Source organism: Streptomyces sp. NPDC091271, from assembly GCF_044757505.1.
Taxonomy (GTDB): domain Bacteria; phylum Actinomycetota; class Actinomycetes; order Streptomycetales; family Streptomycetaceae; genus Streptomyces.
On record NZ_JBIVVD010000003.1, the window covers coordinates 367,847 to 386,244 of the forward strand.

Consider the following 18,398-nt stretch of genomic DNA (forward strand, 5'->3'; position numbering starts at 1 on the left):
TCAGGCCGAGGCGGGACGGCCCAGCGCGACGTCGATGCGCTGATCACCGTTGACGATGAACGACTCGACGGGGGGCAGGTCCGCGGCGGGGGACGCCAGGGAGAGGTCCGGGTACCGGGCGAACAGGGTGGTCAGTGCCACATCGGCCTCCAGGCGCGCGAGCGGGGCCCCGAGGCAGAAGTGGACGCCGTAGCCGAACGCCAGGTGTTCCCGGCCGAACCGGTCGATGTCGAACCGGTCGGCGTCCGGGCCGTGCTGGGCCGGCTCCCGGCCCGCCGCGGCGTAGGACGCGAGGATCGCCTCACCCTGGGCGATGCGCTGACCGTCCGGGAGGTCGATGTCCTCGACGGCGTAACGCAGGGGCAGATGGGCCACGCTCGGCTCCCAGCGCAGGGTCTCCTCGACGACGTCGTTCCAGCGCTTCGCACCGCCCGCGGTGACCTGCTGGAGCTGCTCGGGGTGTTCCAGCAGGGCGCGGACGGCGTTGCCGATGAGGTTGACGGTGGTCTCGAAGCCGGCGCTGATGATGAGCAACAGTGTGTCGGTCAGCTCGGCTTCGCTCAGACGTGTGCCGTCGTCGTCGCGGGTGGCGATCAGGACGCTGGTCAGGTCGTCCCCGGGCTCCTGCCGCTTGCTCGCGATGAGGCCGGTCAGCATCTGCTGGAGCTCGGCGAAATTCGACGCGGCGTCCTCGATGGTCGTGTCGAAGACCTTCTCGACCAACTGGGCCATGCGCGGCCGGAGCTCCTCCGGAAGCCCGAACAGATGGCAGATGACCTGCATGGGCAACGGGTGGGCGTACGCGCTGCGCAGGTCCACCGTGCCGTCGGAGGAGCGTGCCATGTCGTCCAGCAGCTGATCGGCGATCCCCTGGATGACGGGCTTCAGTGCTTCGATGCGGCGGGCGGTGAAGGCAGGGGTGACGAGTTTGCGCAGGCGCCGGTGGTCCTGCCCCGCGGCGGTGAACATGTTGGAGACCGCCACCCAGGTGTAGACCCACATGTCCGGGGTGATCTCGCCGCGCTGCCAGGCGCTCCAGCGCCGGGGGTCCTTGGTCACGCGGTCGTCGGTCAGGAGCTCCTTGAGGAGCGAGTGGCTGGTGACGGCCCAGGCGTCTATGTCGCCGGGGAGTACGACCCGGGTCGCCGGTCCGCGTTCGCGGAGGAGAGCGGACTCTCCGTGGATGTCCCGGCCGGCGGGGTCGAGGACGAGGGGCTGCTCCATGGGGTGACTCCAGTTTTCTGCGGCGTGATGGGACCGAAGCGGGCCGGGAGGTGCGCCAGTGCGCGGTGGAAGGGGCCGGGGCGCCATTGCAGGCTCTCGCGGGGGACCGCGAGTTCGAGGTCCCCGAGGTGGCTGGTGAGCCTCTCGATCGCGGTGATCGCGATGAGCAGGGCGGGCTGCTTGACGGGGCAGGCGTGCGGACCGGAGGACCAGGCGAGGTGCGCGCCGCCGTCGGTACGCTCGCCGACGTCGTGGCCGTCCGGGGTGGTGTTCGCCGCGTGGTACGAGATGAGTACGAGGCTGTCGGCGGGGATCCAGGTGCTGCCGATCTGCATGTTGCGCCGCGGGTAGTGCGCGCTGTAGTTCGCCATCGGCGGCTCGTGGCGCAGCACGTCGTTGATGGCGTCGCGGGCGGTGCGGGCGCCGTTGGAGAGGCTGCTGTAGTAGTCCGGATTGGACAGCATGCGCGAGAGCGCGTTCGAGATCAGGTTCGTGGTCGGCTCCTGCCCGGCGGCCATCGTGAGGATGACCTGGTGGGCGAGTTCCTCCGGCGCCAGACCGGCGGGGTGGTCCATGAACCAGCTCGTCAGGTCCTCGCCGCGCTGTTGCACCTTGAGCGCGATGAGTTCGTCCATGTACCGGCCGAAGTCCTCGTTCGCCTTGATCGCGTGCTCGGGTTCGGACTCGAACAGGCCGCCCATGGCGGCCACCAGGCGGGGCCCGTCCTCGGGCGGCATGCCGAACATCGCGTTGAACAGCACCAGAGGCAACGGGCGGGCGTACTGGCCGACCAGGTCGACCTCGCCCGCGCCGGCGAAGTCCTGGATCAGACCGTCCGCGATCTCCGCGACCTGCCGGCGCAGGTCGTGCGGCTCGATCCGGCTGAAGCTGTCGGTGATGACCGACCGGTAGCGGCGGTGCTCGGCGCCGTCGTTGAACAGGGCGTTGGGCCGCCACCCCATCATCGGCTTCACCGGCGAGTCGGCCGGGAGCCCGCTCTCCCAGACCCGCGGGTCCTTCGACCAGACGTCGGGGTCGTTGAGGATGGCGAGAGCGGCGTCGCGGTCGGTGACGAGATAGCCGCTGACGCCCGGGGACACCTCGACGGGGGCGACCGGCCCGAACGCGCGCAGGCGGGCGTAGACGCGCCCGGGGTCCGCGGCGAAGTCCGGACTGTGCAGGGGGACGGCCAGGGGCAGGTAGGTGCTCATGAGGCTTCCAGGACGGGGTGGGCGGCGAGCAGGTGGGTCACCAGCGCGATCAGTACGTCCACGGCCGACGTCGTCTCGCGGGCGTCGCAGACGACCAGCGGGGTGTGCGGCTCCAGGTCCAGGTGGTCGCGGAGCACCTCGGGCGGGTAGTCGGGCGAGTCGGGGAAGTTGTTGACGGCCACGGCGTAGGACAGTCCCTGCTGCTCGATCATGTCGATGACGTCGAACGAGTCGTCGAGACGGCGGGTGTCGACCAGGACCACCGCACCCAGGGCGCCGCGCGCGATGTCCTCCCAGAGCGGCTTGAACCTCTTCTGGCCGGGAGTGCCGAACAGGTAGAGCACCAGGTCGCCGGGGAGCGTCCTGCGGCCGAAGTCGATGGCGACCGTGGTGGTGGCCTTGTCCCGGACGCCGGCGAGATCGTCGGCCGCCGCACCGGCCTGGGTCATGACCTCCTCCGTGTGCAGCGGGGCGGTCTCGGAGAGCGTGTTGATCAGCGTCGTCTTCCCGACGCCGAACGGTCCGGTCACCACGATCTTCACCAGCGTCTGCTCGTCGCTGTCGAGGAAGGTGTTATCGGATACTGCGGAGTCCATCGAGCACCTTCTCTAGCAGCTGGGGATCGTGTGCCTTCGCTTCGGGGATGGGGGCGCGGGCGTGCAGGTGCGAACTGTCGACGAGATCCGCGACGAGGACGCGCACCAGGCTCACCGGCAGCACGAGGCGTGCGGCGACCTCGACCAGCGCCAGCGGGCCGCCCTGGAGGAGCTCGACCAGCCGGCGCTGCGCGTGCGTCAGGTCGTCCACGGCGGTGACGCCGGTGGACGACAGCAGGGTCAGGCGGTCCAGCGTGTTGCGCGTCGGCTGGACGCTGTCGGTGGCCAGGAACGACGGCACGAGCCGCCGGCGGGGCGCCGGCGTCATCCCCGGGCCCGAGCAGGCGAGTTCATCACCTTGTCGCCGAGCTTCGAGACCTGCACCTGCATGGCGTGGGCGATGACGCCCATGTCCACGGTCGGCTGTGCGAAGACCGCCATGACCGTGTTGTCGCCCGCGGGGATCAGGAAGGCGAACCCGTAGTTCGTGCTGACCACCACCTGGTGCAGCACGGGGCTCTCCTCCTGCCCCGCCAGTTTCCTGACCAGCTCCTTGCAGGCGCCCTGGACAGCGGACGCCATGGCGGAGGCGCCCTCCCCGGCCTCCCGGGTGAGAGCCTGCGTGGCGCCCTGGATCATCCCGTCCCCGGAGAGGACCAGAGCGTGCACGACCCCCGGCACCTCCAGAAGCGGGGTGAGCACCCAGGACATGTCCCGGAGAAGGGGGCGCTTGGGTACGACGGTCATGGCTGCATGCCTTCTTCCTGGTCGGTGCGCGCGTCCTCGAATCCGCGCATGGTGCCGGTCTGCCAGGCGCCCCACGTCTGGGCCGCTTGGTCCGGGCTGATCGCAGGCGCCGGGTCCGGGCCCTGCTGGGCGGGCCGGTCCGTGTCCTGGGCGGCCCGCTGGCGTCGCCGCCGCGGCAGTTCGATCGCACCGGCGGACCCGGTGGGACCGGCGGGCCCGGTGGCCGCGGACGGCGCGGGGCTCTCCTGCCTGGGCGGCTCCGGCTTGCGCAGGGCGGGGGACATGGCCGACATGGGCTGGGCCACCTCATCCATCAGCATCAGCAGGTGATCGGGAATGAACGCCACGGCTCGCACGCCGCCGTACGACGAGGGCTTGTCCACCGTGACGGTGAAACCGAACTGCTGCACAAGCCGGCCGATCGTGGCGAACCCCGCACGCGGCGGATCTCCCAGATGGGTCAGCAGGACACCCTGCTGACTTGACAGCATGCGCGCGGCGAACTCACGCTCCTCGTCCGTCATGCCCACGCCGGGGTCGTCGATCACGACGCACGCCCCTGCCTGCACCTGATGCAGGCTGACGTCGACGGGCCGTGTGCCCTGAGGAGTGTGGTGCACCGCGTTGGAGAGCAGCTCGGCGACGATCACGGCGAGCGGCTCCACCGCCCGGGCCACCACCCCGACGGGGTCGGAGAGCTGGCTGGTGATCTGGACGCGCTGGTAGCCCGCGATGCGGGACTGAGCTCCGGCAACGATGTCACCCAGGTGGGAGTCGTCCCGGGTCAGCCCCGGCCACGCCCCGCAGAGCACTCCGGTCGCCTGGATCTGCCGGAGATTCTCCTCGTTCGTGCGGTCCATCGACACCAGCCGCTTCGCGATCTCCGGATCGTCGAACGTGAACTGCGCCTCCTCGATCATCTCCTGGAGGCGGTAGGACTTGGCCTGGATCTCGGCGGTGGTGGCCCGCAGCACAGCCTGGGCGCCGGCGTCGACCCGCTGCTCGGTGTCGACGATGACCTGGGCGACCTGGTTCAGGGCCCGTTCCAGGAGGGTCCCGACCTCGGTGTGGGCGAGCGCCGGGTCCTGCGTTCCGGGGACCGGCACATGACGGTGTCTCAGGTGCGTGACGAGGGCCGGCAGCCGGGTGTCGACGAAGTACGCCAGCTCCCCGCCGATCCGGCCGCTCTGCTGCTCGGCGTCGAGTCTGGCGCGCTCGGCTTCCTGCGCCTCGGCGAGGAGGGCCGCTTCCATCGACCGGTAGCGGGCCTCCGAGGCCTGCGCCGCCGCCTGTGCGCCGGACCGCGCATCGGCCTCCAGCGCCTGGTACCTGCCGGCCGCGGCCCGCGCTTCGGTGCGAGCCTCAGCACGCAGTGCCGCGTTCGAACGGCGCGTGCGGAGGTGGAGGAGCGCCAGGGCGAGGGCGACGGCCGTCATGGCCAGCGCCAGTACCCAGGGACCGGCCTCCGATATGTGCGTCATCACAAAGGTCCTCAGTGGATGGGGGGATGCGCCTGCCCGCGCGCGGACAGGGCTAGTTGAGGCAACCCTGAGAAGGACATCGGTTCCTGGCCGCAGATGCAATAAATCCGCTGATCATGGCTGGAATTCGAGCCCTCGGATAATTTCAATCAGCACCGAGATATTTCAAAAATTGACATGAAAGGTAAAAAGGTAAATGGGTGGAATGTGGGTGTGCCGGTTGCTCGCACTCAACTGAAACATCACCATTTGACGGTGTGTGCCCCACGGGGAAGGCTGCGGCGCGTGGCCACAACTGCGGCAGGGCGGGGCACAGGCCGCACGTCGGACGCTCTCCGCCGTGGCAGTGAGTAAGGTTTCACCGGTGTGGGGCGGCGGATGGGCCGAAATGTTGTCGTGTCCTGGTCGATCTCGCCGCCGAATGCTCTGCCGGACGCGCCTCTGGCTGGATCTGGCCCGTAGCAGACAGTGGGCCGGGAAGCGTCTCCCCGCATCCCTTTCAGCCGCCGGCGCGCGCCGCCAGGCGCTGTGCGCGCCCCGGTGTCGGGTCCAGGTACACCCGCTGGATCGACGGGTAGCGCTCCCGCAGTTGCTGCTCCGCCTCCTCGCACGCCCACTCGATCTGCGCGGCCGTCGACGCGTCCCGGAAGTCGATCTTCGCCGCGATCAGCATCTCCGACGGCCCCTGGATCAGTGTCGTCAGCTCCACCACCTCGACGATGTGCGGCACGGACAGCAGCTCCTCGCGCACCCCGTCCCGCATCCCGGCCGGGAGCGGCCGGCCGATCAGCAGCTGGGCGTTGGACCGGCACAGCACCCACGCCACGTACACCAGCAGTACGCCGATGAGGACGGAGGCGATGCCGTCCCAGACCCCGGAGCCCGAGAGCTGCCCGCCGAGCAGGCCGCCGCCCGCCAGCAGCAGCCCGGCCAGCGCCGCCGAGTCCTCCATCACCACGGCCTTGACCGCCGTGTCCGGGGTCCGGCGCAGATAGCGCGGCGCGGGCATCCGGAGCCGTGCGGCCTCGCCGCGCACCTGCCGGAGGCCCGTACGCAGCGAGAAGCCCTCCAGCAGGAAGGCGACCGCGAGCACGAGGTACGAGACGAGAGGGTCGCCGAGCTCCTCGCCCCGCAACAGGGTGTGGATCCCGTCGTACAGGGAGAACACGGCGCCGCCGATGAAGGTCGCGACGGCTGCGAGCATCGCCCAGATGTACCGCTCGGGACCGTAGCCCAGCGGATGGTCCTCGTCCGCGGGCTTCTCGCTGCGCTTCAGCGCGGTGAGAAGCATGACCTCGGTGACGGTGTCGGCGACCGAGTGCGCGGCCTCGGACAGCATCGCGCTCGAACCGCTGATCAGCCCCGCCACCAGCTTCGCCACGGCGATACCGAGGTTGGCGGCCGCCGCGACGACCACAGTGAACGTGGACTCGCCACCGGCCTGCCCGTCGGTGCCGGAGCCGCGATCGGAGTCACTTCCGGCGTCACTCGTGGCGTCACTCATGAGGGGCAGTATGTCCGAATGTGCGACGTCAGTCCCTCGGGACGCGGACCAGGCCCTCCTGGATGACCGTGATGGCCAGCTTCCCGTCGGCCGTGTAGATCCTGGCCTGGCCGAGACCGCGCCCACCGGACGCGGAGGGCGACTCCTGGTCGTACAGCAGCCATTCGTCCGCCCGGAAGGGGCGGTGGAACCACATCGCATGGTCCAGGCTGGCACCCACCACGTCACCGACCGACCAGCCGCCGCGTCCGTGGGCGAGCAGCACCGAGTCGAGCAGCGTCATGTCGGAGACGTACGTCGCCATGCAGACGTGCAGCAGCGGGTCGTCCGCCAGCTTGCCGTGCGTCCGGAACCAGACCTGGGAGCGCGGCTCGCGCGGTTCACCGGCGGTGGCGAACGGCGGGGCGTCCACATACCGCAGGTCGACCGCGGCCCGGGCCTCCAGCAGCCGGTCCACCATGCGCGGGTCGGTGAAGCGGTGCGCGTACCGGGGCAGCATCTCCGCAGCGGTCGGCAGGGTCTCCGGGTCCGGGGCAGGGGGCATGACCGCCTGGTGGTCCATGCCCTCCTCGTGCACCTGGAAGGATGCCGAGAGGTGGAAGATCGGCTTGCCGTGCTGGACGGCGACGACCCGTCGGGTGGTGAAGGACCGTCCGTCGCGGATCCGGTCCACGCTGTAGACGATCGGGGCGCCGGGGTCCCCGGGGCGCAGGAAGTACGCGTGGAGGGAGTGGGCTCCCCGGTCCTCGGGGACCGTACGCCCGGCGGCGACCAGCGCCTGGGCCGCGACCTGGCCGCCGAAGACACGGGGCACGACCGCGGAACGGCTCATGCCCCGGAAGATGTCCTGCTCGATCTGCTCCAGGTCGAGCAGATCGAGCAGGGATTCAAGTGCTGCGCTCATGAAGGAGAAACGTAGCCGTTCTCAGAGGCCCATGGACTTGGCGATGATCGACTTCATGACCTCGCTGGTGCCGCCGTAGATGCGGTTGACCCGGTTGTCCGTGTAGAGGCGGGCGATCGGGTACTCGTTCATGAAGCCGTAGCCGCCGTGCAGCTGGAGGCAGCGGTCGATCACGCGGTGCGCGACCTCGGTGCAGAACAGCTTCGCCGAGGCGGCCTCGGCGGGGGTGAGCTCACCGGCGTCCAGGGCCTCGATCGCGCGGTCGCAGACGGCCTCGGCCGCGTCGACCTCGGCCTTGCAGGCGGCCAGCTCGAACTTGGTGTTCTGGAAGGACGCGACGGTCTTGCCGAAGACGGTGCGGTCCTGCGTGTACTGCTGGGCGAACCGCACGGCGGCCTTCGCCTGCGCGTACGCGCCGACGGCGATGCCCAGGCGCTCCTGAGGGAGGTTCTGGCCGAGGTAGGAGAAGCCCTTGTTCTCCTCGCCCAGCAGGTCCTCGACGGGCACCTTGACGTCCACGAAGGCCAGTTCGGCGGTGTCGGAGACCTTCAGGCCCAGCTTGTCGAGCTTGCGGCCCACCGAGTAGCCCTCGGACTTGGTGTCGACCACCAGGAGGGAGATGCCGTGGCGGCGGTCGTCGGCCTTGGGGGCGTCCGTGCGGGCGCAGACGATCACCTTGTCGGCGTGCACACCACCGGTGATGAAGGTCTTGGCGCCGTTGAGGACGTAGTGCGTGCCGTCCTCGGAGAGCTTGGCGGTCGTCTTCATGCCGGCCAGGTCCGAACCGGTGCCCGGCTCCGTCATGGCTATCGCGTACATGGACTTGCCGGAGACGAAGTCCGGCAGCCAGCGCTTCTTCTGCTCCTCGGTGGCGTACGCCTTGAGGTACGGCAGGCAGAGCAGGACGTGCACGCCGGAGCCGCCGAAGGAGATGCCCGCGCGGGCGGTCTCCTCGTACAGGATCGCCTCGAACTTGAAGGACTCCACGCCCGCGCCGCCGAACTCCTCGGGCACCTCGATGCCGAAGATGCCCAGCTCGGCGAGCTTGTAGTAGAAGTCGCGGGGCGCCTGGCCCGCCGCGAACCACTCGTCGTAGACGGGGACGACCTCGGACTCGATGAAGGCGCGGATGGTCTCCCGGAACGCCTCGTGGTCCTCGTTGTAAACCGTACGGCGCACGGGATGCCTCCTGGTGTCAGCTTCAGCGTCGGTCGCAGTGGCTAAGCGCTTGCTCAGTCCTGGTCAAAAGTTACCCGGCGGTCACGGTGGCTGTCCAGGGTGATGCTGAGCACGCCCGGCTCCCCCGGGCACCCGGTCGCGGAGCGTGGTCGCCGCGAGCGCTGCGTACGCCTCGATGGCGGGCGGCGGCGGGCAGGCGCACAGTGAAATGAGGAGCCGACGGGGACGCGAGCAGCCTCGTCGCATCAACTCTCTGTGAGGCAGTCATGGCTGATGTCGGGACCCAGGGCGGGAGTTCAATCGCGGACAGGAGCACGGGGGCCGGGCGTGGCACGACGACCATCGCCGACGGCGTCGTCGCCACCATCGCCGGAATCGCCATCCGTGAGACCGACGGCGTGCATTCGGTCGGCCGCGGGGCTTCGAAGGCCATAGGCGCGGTCGCCGGACGGAGGTCGGGGTCCTCCGGGGCGGGGCGTGCCGTCAAGGTGGAAGTGGGCGAGACGCAGGCCGCGATCGACGTCGACGTGGAGGTGGAGTACGGCGTCCAGATACACAAGCTGGCCGACCGGATCAGGACCCAGGTGACGGACGCGGTGGAATCGATGACCGGTCTGGAGGTCGTCGAGATCAACATCTACGTCTTCGACGTCCACGTGCCGGACGAGGACGAGGACGAGGAGGACGAGGGCGACCGCTCGGGCCGGGCCTCCGCGCGCGTGCAGTGAGAGCACCGCGAGGACGGCGCCCGGCTCTGGTGGCGCGTGCTCCGGCCATGCGGCACTTTCCGCAGTGCCGTGGCGACCTCCGACGCCCAGCCGCAGCCTCCCGGGCCTCCGCCGCAATGTGCGCGCGGAGGCCTTTCGCCGTTCCGGGAGCGGCGGCCGGTTCCGGTCGGCCTTGACTCGGTGACAAGGGCCTCCTCCAGAGCGAGGAGGTGGTCACGATGACGATCACGGGACAGGAAACGGAGGGGAGCCCACGAGGGCGTAGTTGTCGCACGACGAGGACCGTGGAGTCCCGCTGACCGCGACGTACCTCCTCCGGCTTCGCGGCGCGCGGTGAGGCGGCCGGCTCAGGCCTGGGCGGTCGGCCGGACGACGATCTCGTTGACGTCGACGTCGTCGGGCTGCTCGATCGCGAACCGGATGGCACGCGCGACCGCCGCCGGCGGGATCGCCGTCTCCTCCTTCGACTCGTTCAACCGCGCACGCAGATCCGCGTCCGGCACGGAGTCGACGAAGTCGGTGGCCACGAATCCCGGTGAGACCGCGGAGACCCGGATCGACGGCCCGGCCTCCTGCCGCAGGCCCTCGGTGAGGGTGCGCGCGGCGGCCTTGGACGCCGAGTAGACGGCCATGGTGGGCACCGTCCGGTAGGCGGCGGTCGACAGGGTGTGCACGAACTGGCCGTGCCCCTGGCTCCGGAAGACGGGGAGGGCGGCCGCGATGCCGTACAGCAGTCCCTTGACGTTCACGTCGATCATCGCGTCCCAGTCGTCCACCCGCAGGTCGTCGAGTGGCGACACCGGGCCGATCCCCGCGTTGCCGACGAGGACGTCCAGCCGGCCGAAGCGTTCACGGGCCAGCTCCACCAAGCGCGCCGGGTCCTCGCGGCGGGTGACGTCGACCGGGGTGAACGCCACCTCGCACCCCTTCTCCCGCAGCTCGTCGGCCAGCTCCGCGAGCCGTTCCTCACGGCGGGCACCGAGTACGAGCTTCGCCCCGCCCTCTGCCAGCAGGCGCGCGGTGGCGGCGCCGATCCCGCTGCTCGCTCCTGTGATCGCCACGACCTTGCCCTCGGTTCCAGGCATGCCGAATCTCCGTTCACGACGCTCTAGACTGTTAAGCGGACACGTGTCCAGTACGGCGCCAACGGTAGCGGACATGTGTCCGGATAAGCAATCGATGCCTGTACGCCCGGAACGAGGGAGAGCCGATGACGGAGCCACGCCGCCGCGCCACGCGGTCGGACGCGCAGGACAACAGGGCGCGCATCATCGACACCGCGCGCACCGCGTTCACCGAGACCCCCGGTGCGACCCTCCAGTCGATCGCCAAGGCGGTCGGCATCGGTCAGGGCACCATGTACCGGCACTTCCCCAACCGTGAGGCGCTGCTCGTCGCCGTCTACCGGGAGGACGTCGAGGCCCTCGTCGACGCCGCCCCGGCCCTGCTCGCGGAGCGCGAGCCGCTGGACGCGCTCCGCCTCTGGTTCAGCCGCCTCGCCGCCTACGGCCGGATCAAGCACGGCGCGTCCCTGGCCGTCGAGGCCGCCACCCGTGCCGACCTGGGCAACGAGTACTACGCGCCGGTCATCGGCGCACTGGACCGGCTGCTGACCGCCTGCAAGGAGGCGGGGGAGCTGCGCCCCGACGCGGACGCCGACGAGGTCCTGCTGCTCGTGTCGTTCCTGTGGAAGGCCGACGGGCCAGACTGGCAGGAGCGCGGCGAACGCATGCTCGCCATCGTCATCGACGGGCTGCGAGCCGGGCGGCCGTAGTGCGGGGCGTCACCGGGCCGGCGTCAGCGCCAGTGCGCCGCTCCGCTCCCGGTGGGAACCGCCGCTTCCATCTTCGCCCGGATCTCCCGCATCACCGCCACGATCCGCTCCTCGTGCGCCGGTGTCAGCCGGGCCACGGGTACCGAGCAACTGACGGCGTCCTGCGGCGGGTTGTCGTAACGCAGGGCGAACCCGAAGCCGACGATCCCGGATACGCCCTCCTCCCGGTCCACCGCGTGACCGCGCGTCCGGATCTCCGCGAGGTCGGCCAGGAGGGTGCCCCGGCCGGTGTGGGTGTTCGGCGTCAGCGCCTCGTAGGGCCCCTCGGGCAGTTCCTCGTCCGGCCGCTCGGCCAGCAGGGCCTTGCCCAGCGCACCCACGTGCGCCGGCAGCCGCCGTCCGACGCGGCTGATCGTCCGCAGGTACTCGTGCGACTCCCGGGTCGCGAGATACGCCACGTCCCGCCCGTCCAGCCGGCCCATGTGGATCGTCTCGCCCAGCGCCTCGGAGGCCTCGTCGAGATACGGCCGCACCACCCTCAGCCGGGGGTCGGAGTCCAGGTAGCTGGTACCGGTGAGCAGGGCGTGGATGCCGATGCCGTACAGGGAGCCGGTCAGGTCCGTGCGGACCCAGCCGCGTGAGATCAGCGTCTGGAGGAGCGCGTACATCGAGCTGCGCGGCACTCCCAGCTCGTCCGCCAGTTCCTGGAGCCGCGCCGGACGGTCGCCGCGCGCCGCCAGGACCTCCAGCAACTCGACCGTGCGTGCCGCGGACTTCACCTCGCGGACGCCGCCCGCCTCTCCCCGTGTGTCTGGCATGCGCCGATCGTAATCGGGCTCGGAGAAGGGTGGTGCATACCCATTGACGCCCTGAGGTTCACCTCCCTAATCTCCATCCTCATACATGGATGACGTCTACATGGGGAGATGACGTGAGTCTCGACACCGGCGCGGAGGCCGCGCAGCACGTGGCACAACGGCTGCGGAACGGGATGGCGGGCGGCGTGCTCTCCTTCCCGCTGACCAGCTTCCACCAGGACGGCTCCTTCGACGCGGACGGCTACCGCGACTACGTGGCGGAGCAGCTCGCCACCGCCCCCGGGGCCGTCTTCCCCGCCTGCGGCACCGGCGAGTTCTTCTCGCTGGACGAGAACGAGTACCGGCAGGCCGTCACGATCACCGTCGAGGAGGCGGCCGGCCGCCTCCCGGTCGTGGCCGGCACCGGCTACGGCTGGGCGCAGGCCGCCCGGTTCGCCCGCATCGCGGAGGATGCCGGAGCCGACGCGCTCCTCGTCCTGCCGCACTACCTCACCGCCGCCCCGCAGGACGGGCTGGTCGCCCAGCTCCAGCACATCGCCGCCCGCACCCGGCTCCCGCTCGTCGCCTACCAGCGCGGCCAGGTCACCTACACCGCCGAATCGCTCCGCCGCATCGCCCGTATCCCGGGCGTCATCGGCGTCAAGGACGGCCACAGCGACCTCGACCGCCTCCAGCGCCTGACCCTCGCCGCCCCCGACGGCTTCCTGTTCTTCAACGGCGCCGCCACCGCCGAGATCCAGGCCCGCGCCTACGCCACCGTCGGCGTCCCCGCCTACTCCTCCGCCGTCCACGCCTTCGCCCCCGAGATCGCGAACGCCTTCTTCGCCGCCCTGCGCGACGGTGACGCCGGCACCGTCGACAAGCTGCTGCGCGACTTCTACGTCCCGCTCGTCGAGCTCCGTGACCGTGTTCCCGGATACGCGGTGTCGCTGGTGAAGGCCGCCGCCCGGCTGCGCGGCCGCGCGGTCGGACCCGTGCGCGCCCCGCTCACCGACCCCTCGGCCGCCGACCTGGCCGAGCTCAAGACCCTGCTCTCCACCGGACTCGACCTCGTAGGAGCCACCCTGTGACCCGCGACCTCACCATCACGGACGTGACGCTGACCCCGATCCTGGTCGCCGACCCGCCGCTGCTGAACACCGCGGGTGTCCACCAGCCGTACACCCCGCGCCTGATCGTGGAGGTGACCACGGCCGACGGGACCACGGGCCTCGGCGAGACCTACGGCGACACCAAATACCTGGAGCTGGCCCGGCCCCTCGCCGAGCAGCTGATCGGCCACCAGGTCAGCGACCTCAACGGCCTGTTCGGCGCGGCCGACGAGGTCGCCGTCGACGCCTCCCGGGTCGCCGGCCAGGTCGACGTCGGAGGGCTGCGCGGTGTCCAGACCGCCGACAAACTGCGCCTCTCCGTGGTCTCCGCCTTCGAGGTCGCCTGCCTCGACGCCCTCGGCAAGGCGCTCGGCCTTCCCGTGCACGCGCTGCTCGGCGGCAAGGTGCGGGACGCCGTCGGGTACAGCGCGTACCTCTTCTACAAGTACGCCGCTCACCCGGCAGGCCCGTCCGGCGAGCAGTCCGGCGAGCAGGACGGGTGGGGCGCCGCCGTCGATCCCGCCGGGATCGTCGATCAGGCCCGCATCTTCACCGAGCGGTACGGCTTCACCTCCTTCAAGCTCAAGGGCGGCGTCTTCCCCCCGGACCAGGAGATCGCCGCGGTCAAGGCACTCGCCGCCGCCTTCCCCGGCCACCCGCTGCGGCTGGACCCCAACGGGGCATGGTCCGTGGAGACCTCCCTCAAGGTGGCCGCGGAGCTCCGGGACGTCCTGGAGTACCTGGAGGATCCGGCGACCGGCGTCCCCGCCATGGCCGAGGTCGCCGCGAAGTCCGGCGTACCGCTCGCCACCAACATGTGCGTGACGACGTTCGACGAGATCAAGGAGGCGTTCACCCAGGGCGCCGTCCAAGTCGTCCTCTCCGACCACCACTACTGGGGCGGCCTGCGCAACACCCAGCAACTGGCCGCCATCTGCCGCGCGTTCGGCGTCGGAGTCTCCATGCACTCCAACACCCACCTCGGCATCAGCCTCGCCGCCATGACCCATGTGGCCGCCACCGTCCCCGACCTCCACCACGCCTGCGACTCCCACTACCCCTGGCAGTCCGAGGACGTCCTCACGAAGCGGCTCACCTTCGAGGGCGGGAAGGTCGCCGTCTCCGACGCACCCGGCCTCGGAGTCGAACTCGACCGCGACAAGCTCGCGTTCCTCCACCAGCGGTGGCTCGACGACGACGGCACGTTCAAGGACCGCGACGACGCGGCGGCGATGCGCGTCACCGACCCGCAGTGGGCCACCCCGGCCGTTCCGCGCTGGTAGCCGTCCCCCGCCTCCTCGCCCCCACCGCACCGACGGCGAGCAGCCACCGCCGCGGGAGCGGCGGTGGCCCGGCCGCACGAAGGAGTGCCGCTCGTGTCCGCAGTTCCCCCCACCCCCGAAGTCCAGCACCCGGCCGTCGTCCGGTCCGCGATCCGCAAGATCTTCCGTCGCGTGGTCCCCCTCTTCTTCGTGATGTTCGTCGCGAACTACATGGACCGCGTCAACCTCGGCTTCGCCCAGGACCAGCTCCGCGCCGACGTGGGTCTCTCCGCCGCAGCGTTCGGACTCGGCGCAGGGATCTTCTTCATCGCGTACGCGATCTTCGAGGTCCCCTCGAACATGATGATGGAGCGGTTCGGGGCCAAGGTGTGGCTCACCCGCATCATGATCAGCTGGGGCATCGTGGCCACCGCGATGGCCTTCGTCAACAGCCCGGGCACGTTCTACGCCCTGCGGTTCCTGCTCGGCGTCGCCGAGGCCGGGTTCTTCCCGGCCGTCATCTACTACTTCAGCCGCTGGCTGCCCGATTCCCACCGCGGCCGTGCCACCTCCGTGTTCCTGATGGGCTCCGGCACGGCGACCGTCATCGTCGGCCCGATCTCCGGGGCGCTGCTGGAGATGCACGGACTCTGGGGCCACTCCGGGTGGCAGTGGATGTTCTTCGTCGAGGGCGTCTTCTCCGTGCTCCTCGGCTTCGTCGTCTACCGCTACCTCGACTCCAGCATCGAGAAGGCGACCTGGCTGACGGACGAGGAGAAGGCCGGCCTCGTCGCCACCATCGACGCCGAACAGGACGCGCGGGACGCCCAGCGCGGCTCCAGGGCCCGGGTCTCCCGCTGGAAGCTGCTCGCCGACCCCCAGATGCTGCTCTTCCTGTGGATCTACTTCGCGATCAACGTCGCCCTGTACGCCGTGACGTTCTGGCTGCCGTCCATCGTCGATGACATCGGCGGCCTGAACGACCTCCAGGTCGGACTGCTGACGTCCGTGCCCTGGATCTGCGCGATCCTCGCCGTGTACGTCAGCGGGCGGATCTCGGACCGTATCGGCAAACGGCGGCCGGTCCTGGTGGTCCTTCTCCTCGTCGGCGGCTGCGGCACACTGCTCGCGGTCTTCGTCTCACCCTGGGTGGGCCTGGGTGCGCTCTGCCTGGCGGCAGTGGGCTTCAAGCCCGCCTCGCCGATCTTCTGGACGATCCCGCAGAGCTACCTCGACGCCCGGGCCGCCGCCCCCGGCATCGCCCTGATCAACTCCATCGGCAACCTCGGGGGGTTCGTCGCCCCCACCGCCTTCGGGATCATCGAGGACACGACCGGTTCGACGAAGGGCGGCCTGGTGGGCCTCACCGTCGTCGGCTTCCTGGCCGCGGTGAGCGTACTGCTGGTGCGGGGCGGCGGGCGCAACGACCGCGCTCGTGTCCGTACGGCGAAGGGAGCCGCCGCCCCCGCGCCGGAGGCGGCGCCGGGCGTGGCCCGGGCCGTGCCGGAGCCGCCTGACAGGCGGGGCCACGAGCGGCCTACGCCGTCACCGTGAGCCGGGCGCCCTGGGTGAGCTGTGAGGAGGGCCCCGTCTCGATCGCGAACTCACCGGGCTCCACGGCCCATTCCCCCGCGTACGTGAACGAGGCGAGGACGGCCGCGTTCACGGGGAAGGCGACCTCGGTGCTCCCGCCCGGCGCCAGCTCCACCCGGACGAAGCCCCGCAGTTCGCGGACCCGAGGCCACGACGTCCCGCCGAGCACCCGGCGCACGTAGAGCTGCACGGTCTCCCGCACCGGCCGGGCGCCCGTGTTGGCGACGCGGACCGTGCAGGTCAGCGGTGCCGGACCGGCGAACCGCTCCGCCGCCAGGGACGGCACGGACAGCCGGGGCGTGCCGTATTCGACCGTCGTGTAGGACAGCCCGTGGCCGAACGCCTGACGAGCGGTGGCGGGCTGGTCGACGTAACCCCGGTAGCCGTGGTCCTTCACGTTGTAGAACACGGGGAGTTGGGCCGCCGAGCGGGGCACCGAGACCGGCAGCCGTCCCTGGGGGTCCGACCGGCCGAACAGCACGTCCGCGACCGCCCTCCCGCCCCACGGGCCCGGATACCAGGCGCTCAGCACCGCCGCCGCCCTGCCGGCGAGGTCGGGCAGTGCGTGCGGCCGGCCCTGGACCAGCACCACGACCACCGGGGTGCCCGTCGCGGAGACCGCGTCCAGAAGCGCCGACTGCCCGTCCGGCAAGGCGAGTTCGGCCAGGTCGACGCCCTCGCCGCACGTCATCCCCACCGGGTTCCCGGAGGCGACGACGGCCGCTCCGTTCGCGTCGAAACGCGTCCCGGACTCGCGCGCGCTCGAACCGCCGAGGACCAGCACCGCCACATCGGCGGCGGTGGCGAGCGTCACCGCCTCGGGCAGCTCCGACCGGTCGCCACCGATGAGGCCGCAGCCCCGGGCGTACGTGACGTCGGTGCCGGCGGGAGCGGCCGCCCGGAGCCCGGCGAGCACACTGCTGCCCGTGCCGGGCCGCTGCGGCGCGGTGTAGTCGCCGATCTGCTGCGGCACGGAGTCGGCGTTCGGCCCGATCACCGCGAGGGTCCCGGCGGGGCGGCCGGCCAGCGGCAGCGTCACCCCGTCGTGTTCGAGGAGGGTCACGGACTCGCGGGCGACGCGCTCACTCAGCTCCTCCACGCGCGCCGGGTCCGTCACCCGGGCGCCGGTGTACGGGTCCTCGAAGAGGCCGAGGCGGAACTTCAGCGCCAGGACGCGCCCGACCGCCGTGTCGAGCGTGGCCTCGTCGGCCAGCCCGCGCCGGACCGCCTCCACCAGCCGCGGGTAGCAGTCGTCCCACAGGCTCAGGTCCGTCCCGGCCCGCAGCGCCATCGCACCGGCCGCCGCCGGATCACCCGCCATCCGCACCAGGCGGTCGATCGCGAGCCCGTCGGCCATCACCAGGCCGTCGAAGCCCCACTGCTCCCGGAGGATCCCGGTCAGCAGGTGGCGGTTCGCCGCACACGGGACGCCGTCGAACTCGTTGTACGCCGCCATGAGGCCCGCGGCTCCGGCCCGTACGCCCGCGAGAGCAGCCACGAGATGGATCTCGTGCAGTTCCCGGGCGCCCAGCTCGGTGGCCGCGCTGTTGCGGCCGCCGACCGTGGCCCCCTGCCCGGCGAAGTGCTTGAGCACGACGGCCGCCCGGTCCGGCCCGATGCGGTCACCGGCCGGCCCCTGAACCCCGCGCACCAGCGCCTCGGTGAAGCGCGCCGCCAGATACGGGTCCTCCCCGAAGCACTCCTCCGCACGGCCCCAGCGCGGATCCCGCACCAGGTCGAGCGCGGAGACCAGCGCCACATGGCCGCCCCGGGCGCGGAGCTGGGCGGCGGCGAGGGCCGCCGCCTCCTCGTACAGCTCCGGATTCCAGGTGGCGCCGACCGCCAGGTTCACCGGCAGCACCGTCCCGTCCAGCGCCTGGACGCCGTGCGGCATCTCCTCGACCAGCAGCACCGGGATGCCGAGCCTGGTGTTCTCGACGACGTGCCGCTGCACGGCGTCCGAGACCCGCGCCCCGTCCGCGGCGCCGATCCCCGTCTCCGCCGTCACACCCGACCAGGGGTCGGCGCGCTGGAGTCCGTACAGCGCGCCCATCCCGTCGTAGGCCGCCACCTCCGCGCGGAAGGCGTCCGTCAGCCGGTGGCCGGACGGGGTGCGCTCGTACGCGTCCCAGCCGTACATCCGCTGGTTGACCTGCCCCACCTTCTCGGTGAGCGTCATCCGTGACAGGAGATCGCGCACCCGGGCGGCGACGGATGCCTCCGGGTCGCGGAACAGTGGCTCGGACATGGGGTGACTCACCTCGGGAGCAGGGACGGGGCGCGGGA

The 18,398-nt window shown here is 71.1% G+C and carries 17 protein-coding genes; 5 read left to right on the forward strand and 12 right to left on the reverse strand.

Features of this window, described 5'->3' with window-relative positions:
• The 9 genes from ACIQM3_RS13500 to ACIQM3_RS13540 all read right to left on the reverse strand — a co-directional run bounded on the left by ACIQM3_RS13500 (position 1) and on the right by ACIQM3_RS13540 (position 8,846).
• Complete coding sequence (locus ACIQM3_RS13500) at positions 1-1,224, reverse strand: cytochrome P450 (RefSeq protein WP_401623263.1); 1,224 nt, start codon at positions 1,222-1,224, stop codon at positions 1-3.
• On the reverse strand, positions 1,116-2,435 hold the full coding sequence (locus ACIQM3_RS13505; protein WP_401623266.1) for a cytochrome P450: 1,320 nt from the start codon (positions 2,433-2,435) through the stop codon (positions 1,116-1,118). Before ACIQM3_RS13505 ends, ACIQM3_RS13500 begins: the two co-directional genes overlap by 109 nt.
• The gene (locus ACIQM3_RS13510; protein WP_401623269.1) at positions 2,432-3,031 is read right to left on the reverse strand and encodes a GTP-binding protein; all 600 of its coding nucleotides are present in this window, start codon (positions 3,029-3,031) and stop codon (positions 2,432-2,434) included. The genes ACIQM3_RS13505 and ACIQM3_RS13510 overlap by 4 nt, the downstream gene beginning before the upstream one ends.
• Positions 3,009-3,359 carry a DUF742 domain-containing protein gene (locus tag ACIQM3_RS13515; protein ID WP_203186385.1) on the reverse strand — a complete coding sequence of 117 codons (351 nt, stop codon included), beginning with the start codon at positions 3,357-3,359 and terminating at the stop codon, positions 3,009-3,011. Before ACIQM3_RS13515 ends, ACIQM3_RS13510 begins: the two co-directional genes overlap by 23 nt.
• Positions 3,356-3,778, reverse strand: a complete 423-nt coding sequence (locus tag ACIQM3_RS13520) for a roadblock/LC7 domain-containing protein (RefSeq protein WP_103514904.1) — start codon at positions 3,776-3,778, stop codon at positions 3,356-3,358. Before ACIQM3_RS13520 ends, ACIQM3_RS13515 begins: the two co-directional genes overlap by 4 nt.
• A complete protein-coding gene (locus ACIQM3_RS13525; RefSeq protein ID WP_401623273.1) occupies positions 3,775-5,259 on the reverse strand; it encodes an ATP-binding protein in 1,485 nt (494 codons plus the stop codon). Before ACIQM3_RS13525 ends, ACIQM3_RS13520 begins: the two co-directional genes overlap by 4 nt.
• A gap of 499 nt (positions 5,260-5,758) precedes the next feature.
• Positions 5,759-6,763, reverse strand: a complete 1,005-nt coding sequence (locus tag ACIQM3_RS13530) for a cation diffusion facilitator family transporter (protein WP_401623276.1) — start codon at positions 6,761-6,763, stop codon at positions 5,759-5,761.
• 28 nt (positions 6,764-6,791) lie between these two features.
• Positions 6,792-7,667, reverse strand: coding sequence for an acyl-CoA thioesterase (locus ACIQM3_RS13535; protein ID WP_401623279.1), 876 nt, complete (start codon positions 7,665-7,667; stop codon positions 6,792-6,794).
• A 21-nt stretch (positions 7,668-7,688) separates the two neighbouring features.
• Entirely contained in the window at positions 7,689-8,846 is a 1,158-nt protein-coding gene (locus ACIQM3_RS13540) for an acyl-CoA dehydrogenase family protein (protein ID WP_401623282.1), read from the reverse strand.
• Between the two features lie 266 nt (positions 8,847-9,112).
• Between ACIQM3_RS13540 and ACIQM3_RS13545 the strand changes: the two genes are divergently transcribed.
• A complete protein-coding gene (locus ACIQM3_RS13545; protein WP_401623285.1) occupies positions 9,113-9,574 on the forward strand; it encodes an Asp23/Gls24 family envelope stress response protein in 462 nt (153 codons plus the stop codon).
• Positions 9,575-9,921: 347 nt separating this feature from the next.
• On the opposite strand, the gene ACIQM3_RS13550 is transcribed toward ACIQM3_RS13545, so the two are convergent.
• Positions 9,922-10,659, reverse strand: a complete 738-nt coding sequence (locus ACIQM3_RS13550; RefSeq protein WP_401623288.1) for an SDR family oxidoreductase — start codon at positions 10,657-10,659, stop codon at positions 9,922-9,924.
• A 125-nt stretch (positions 10,660-10,784) separates the two neighbouring features.
• Here ACIQM3_RS13550 and ACIQM3_RS13555 point away from each other — a divergent pair, with 125 nt between their 5' ends.
• Positions 10,785-11,348, forward strand: a complete 564-nt coding sequence (locus tag ACIQM3_RS13555) for a TetR/AcrR family transcriptional regulator (protein WP_401623291.1) — start codon at positions 10,785-10,787, stop codon at positions 11,346-11,348.
• 23 nt (positions 11,349-11,371) lie between these two features.
• Here the strand turns inward: ACIQM3_RS13555 and ACIQM3_RS13560 are convergent, their stop codons facing one another.
• Positions 11,372-12,166 (reverse strand): IclR family transcriptional regulator, encoded by a 795-nt coding sequence (locus ACIQM3_RS13560; RefSeq protein ID WP_401623294.1) that lies wholly within the window; start codon positions 12,164-12,166, stop codon positions 11,372-11,374.
• A gap of 89 nt (positions 12,167-12,255) precedes the next feature.
• On the opposite strand from ACIQM3_RS13560, the gene ACIQM3_RS13565 reads away from it, so the two are divergent.
• The 3 genes from ACIQM3_RS13565 to ACIQM3_RS13575 all read left to right on the forward strand — a co-directional run bounded on the left by ACIQM3_RS13565 (position 12,256) and on the right by ACIQM3_RS13575 (position 16,073).
• Positions 12,256-13,236: a 5-dehydro-4-deoxyglucarate dehydratase gene (locus ACIQM3_RS13565; protein ID WP_401623297.1), complete on the forward strand. Its 981-nt coding sequence runs from the start codon at positions 12,256-12,258 to the stop codon at positions 13,234-13,236.
• The gene (locus ACIQM3_RS13570; RefSeq protein WP_401623299.1) at positions 13,233-14,540 is read left to right on the forward strand and encodes a glucarate dehydratase family protein; all 1,308 of its coding nucleotides are present in this window, start codon (positions 13,233-13,235) and stop codon (positions 14,538-14,540) included. The genes ACIQM3_RS13565 and ACIQM3_RS13570 overlap by 4 nt, the downstream gene beginning before the upstream one ends.
• 171 nt (positions 14,541-14,711) lie before the next feature.
• A complete protein-coding gene (locus ACIQM3_RS13575) occupies positions 14,712-16,073 on the forward strand; it encodes an MFS transporter (protein WP_401624346.1) in 1,362 nt (453 codons plus the stop codon).
• On the opposite strand, the gene ACIQM3_RS13580 is transcribed toward ACIQM3_RS13575, so the two are convergent.
• Complete coding sequence (locus tag ACIQM3_RS13580; RefSeq protein ID WP_401623302.1) at positions 16,057-18,360, reverse strand: glycoside hydrolase family 3 N-terminal domain-containing protein; 2,304 nt, start codon at positions 18,358-18,360, stop codon at positions 16,057-16,059. The two genes, ACIQM3_RS13575 and ACIQM3_RS13580, sit on opposite strands and share 17 nt — an antisense overlap.
• Positions 18,361-18,398 lie beyond the last annotated feature (38 nt).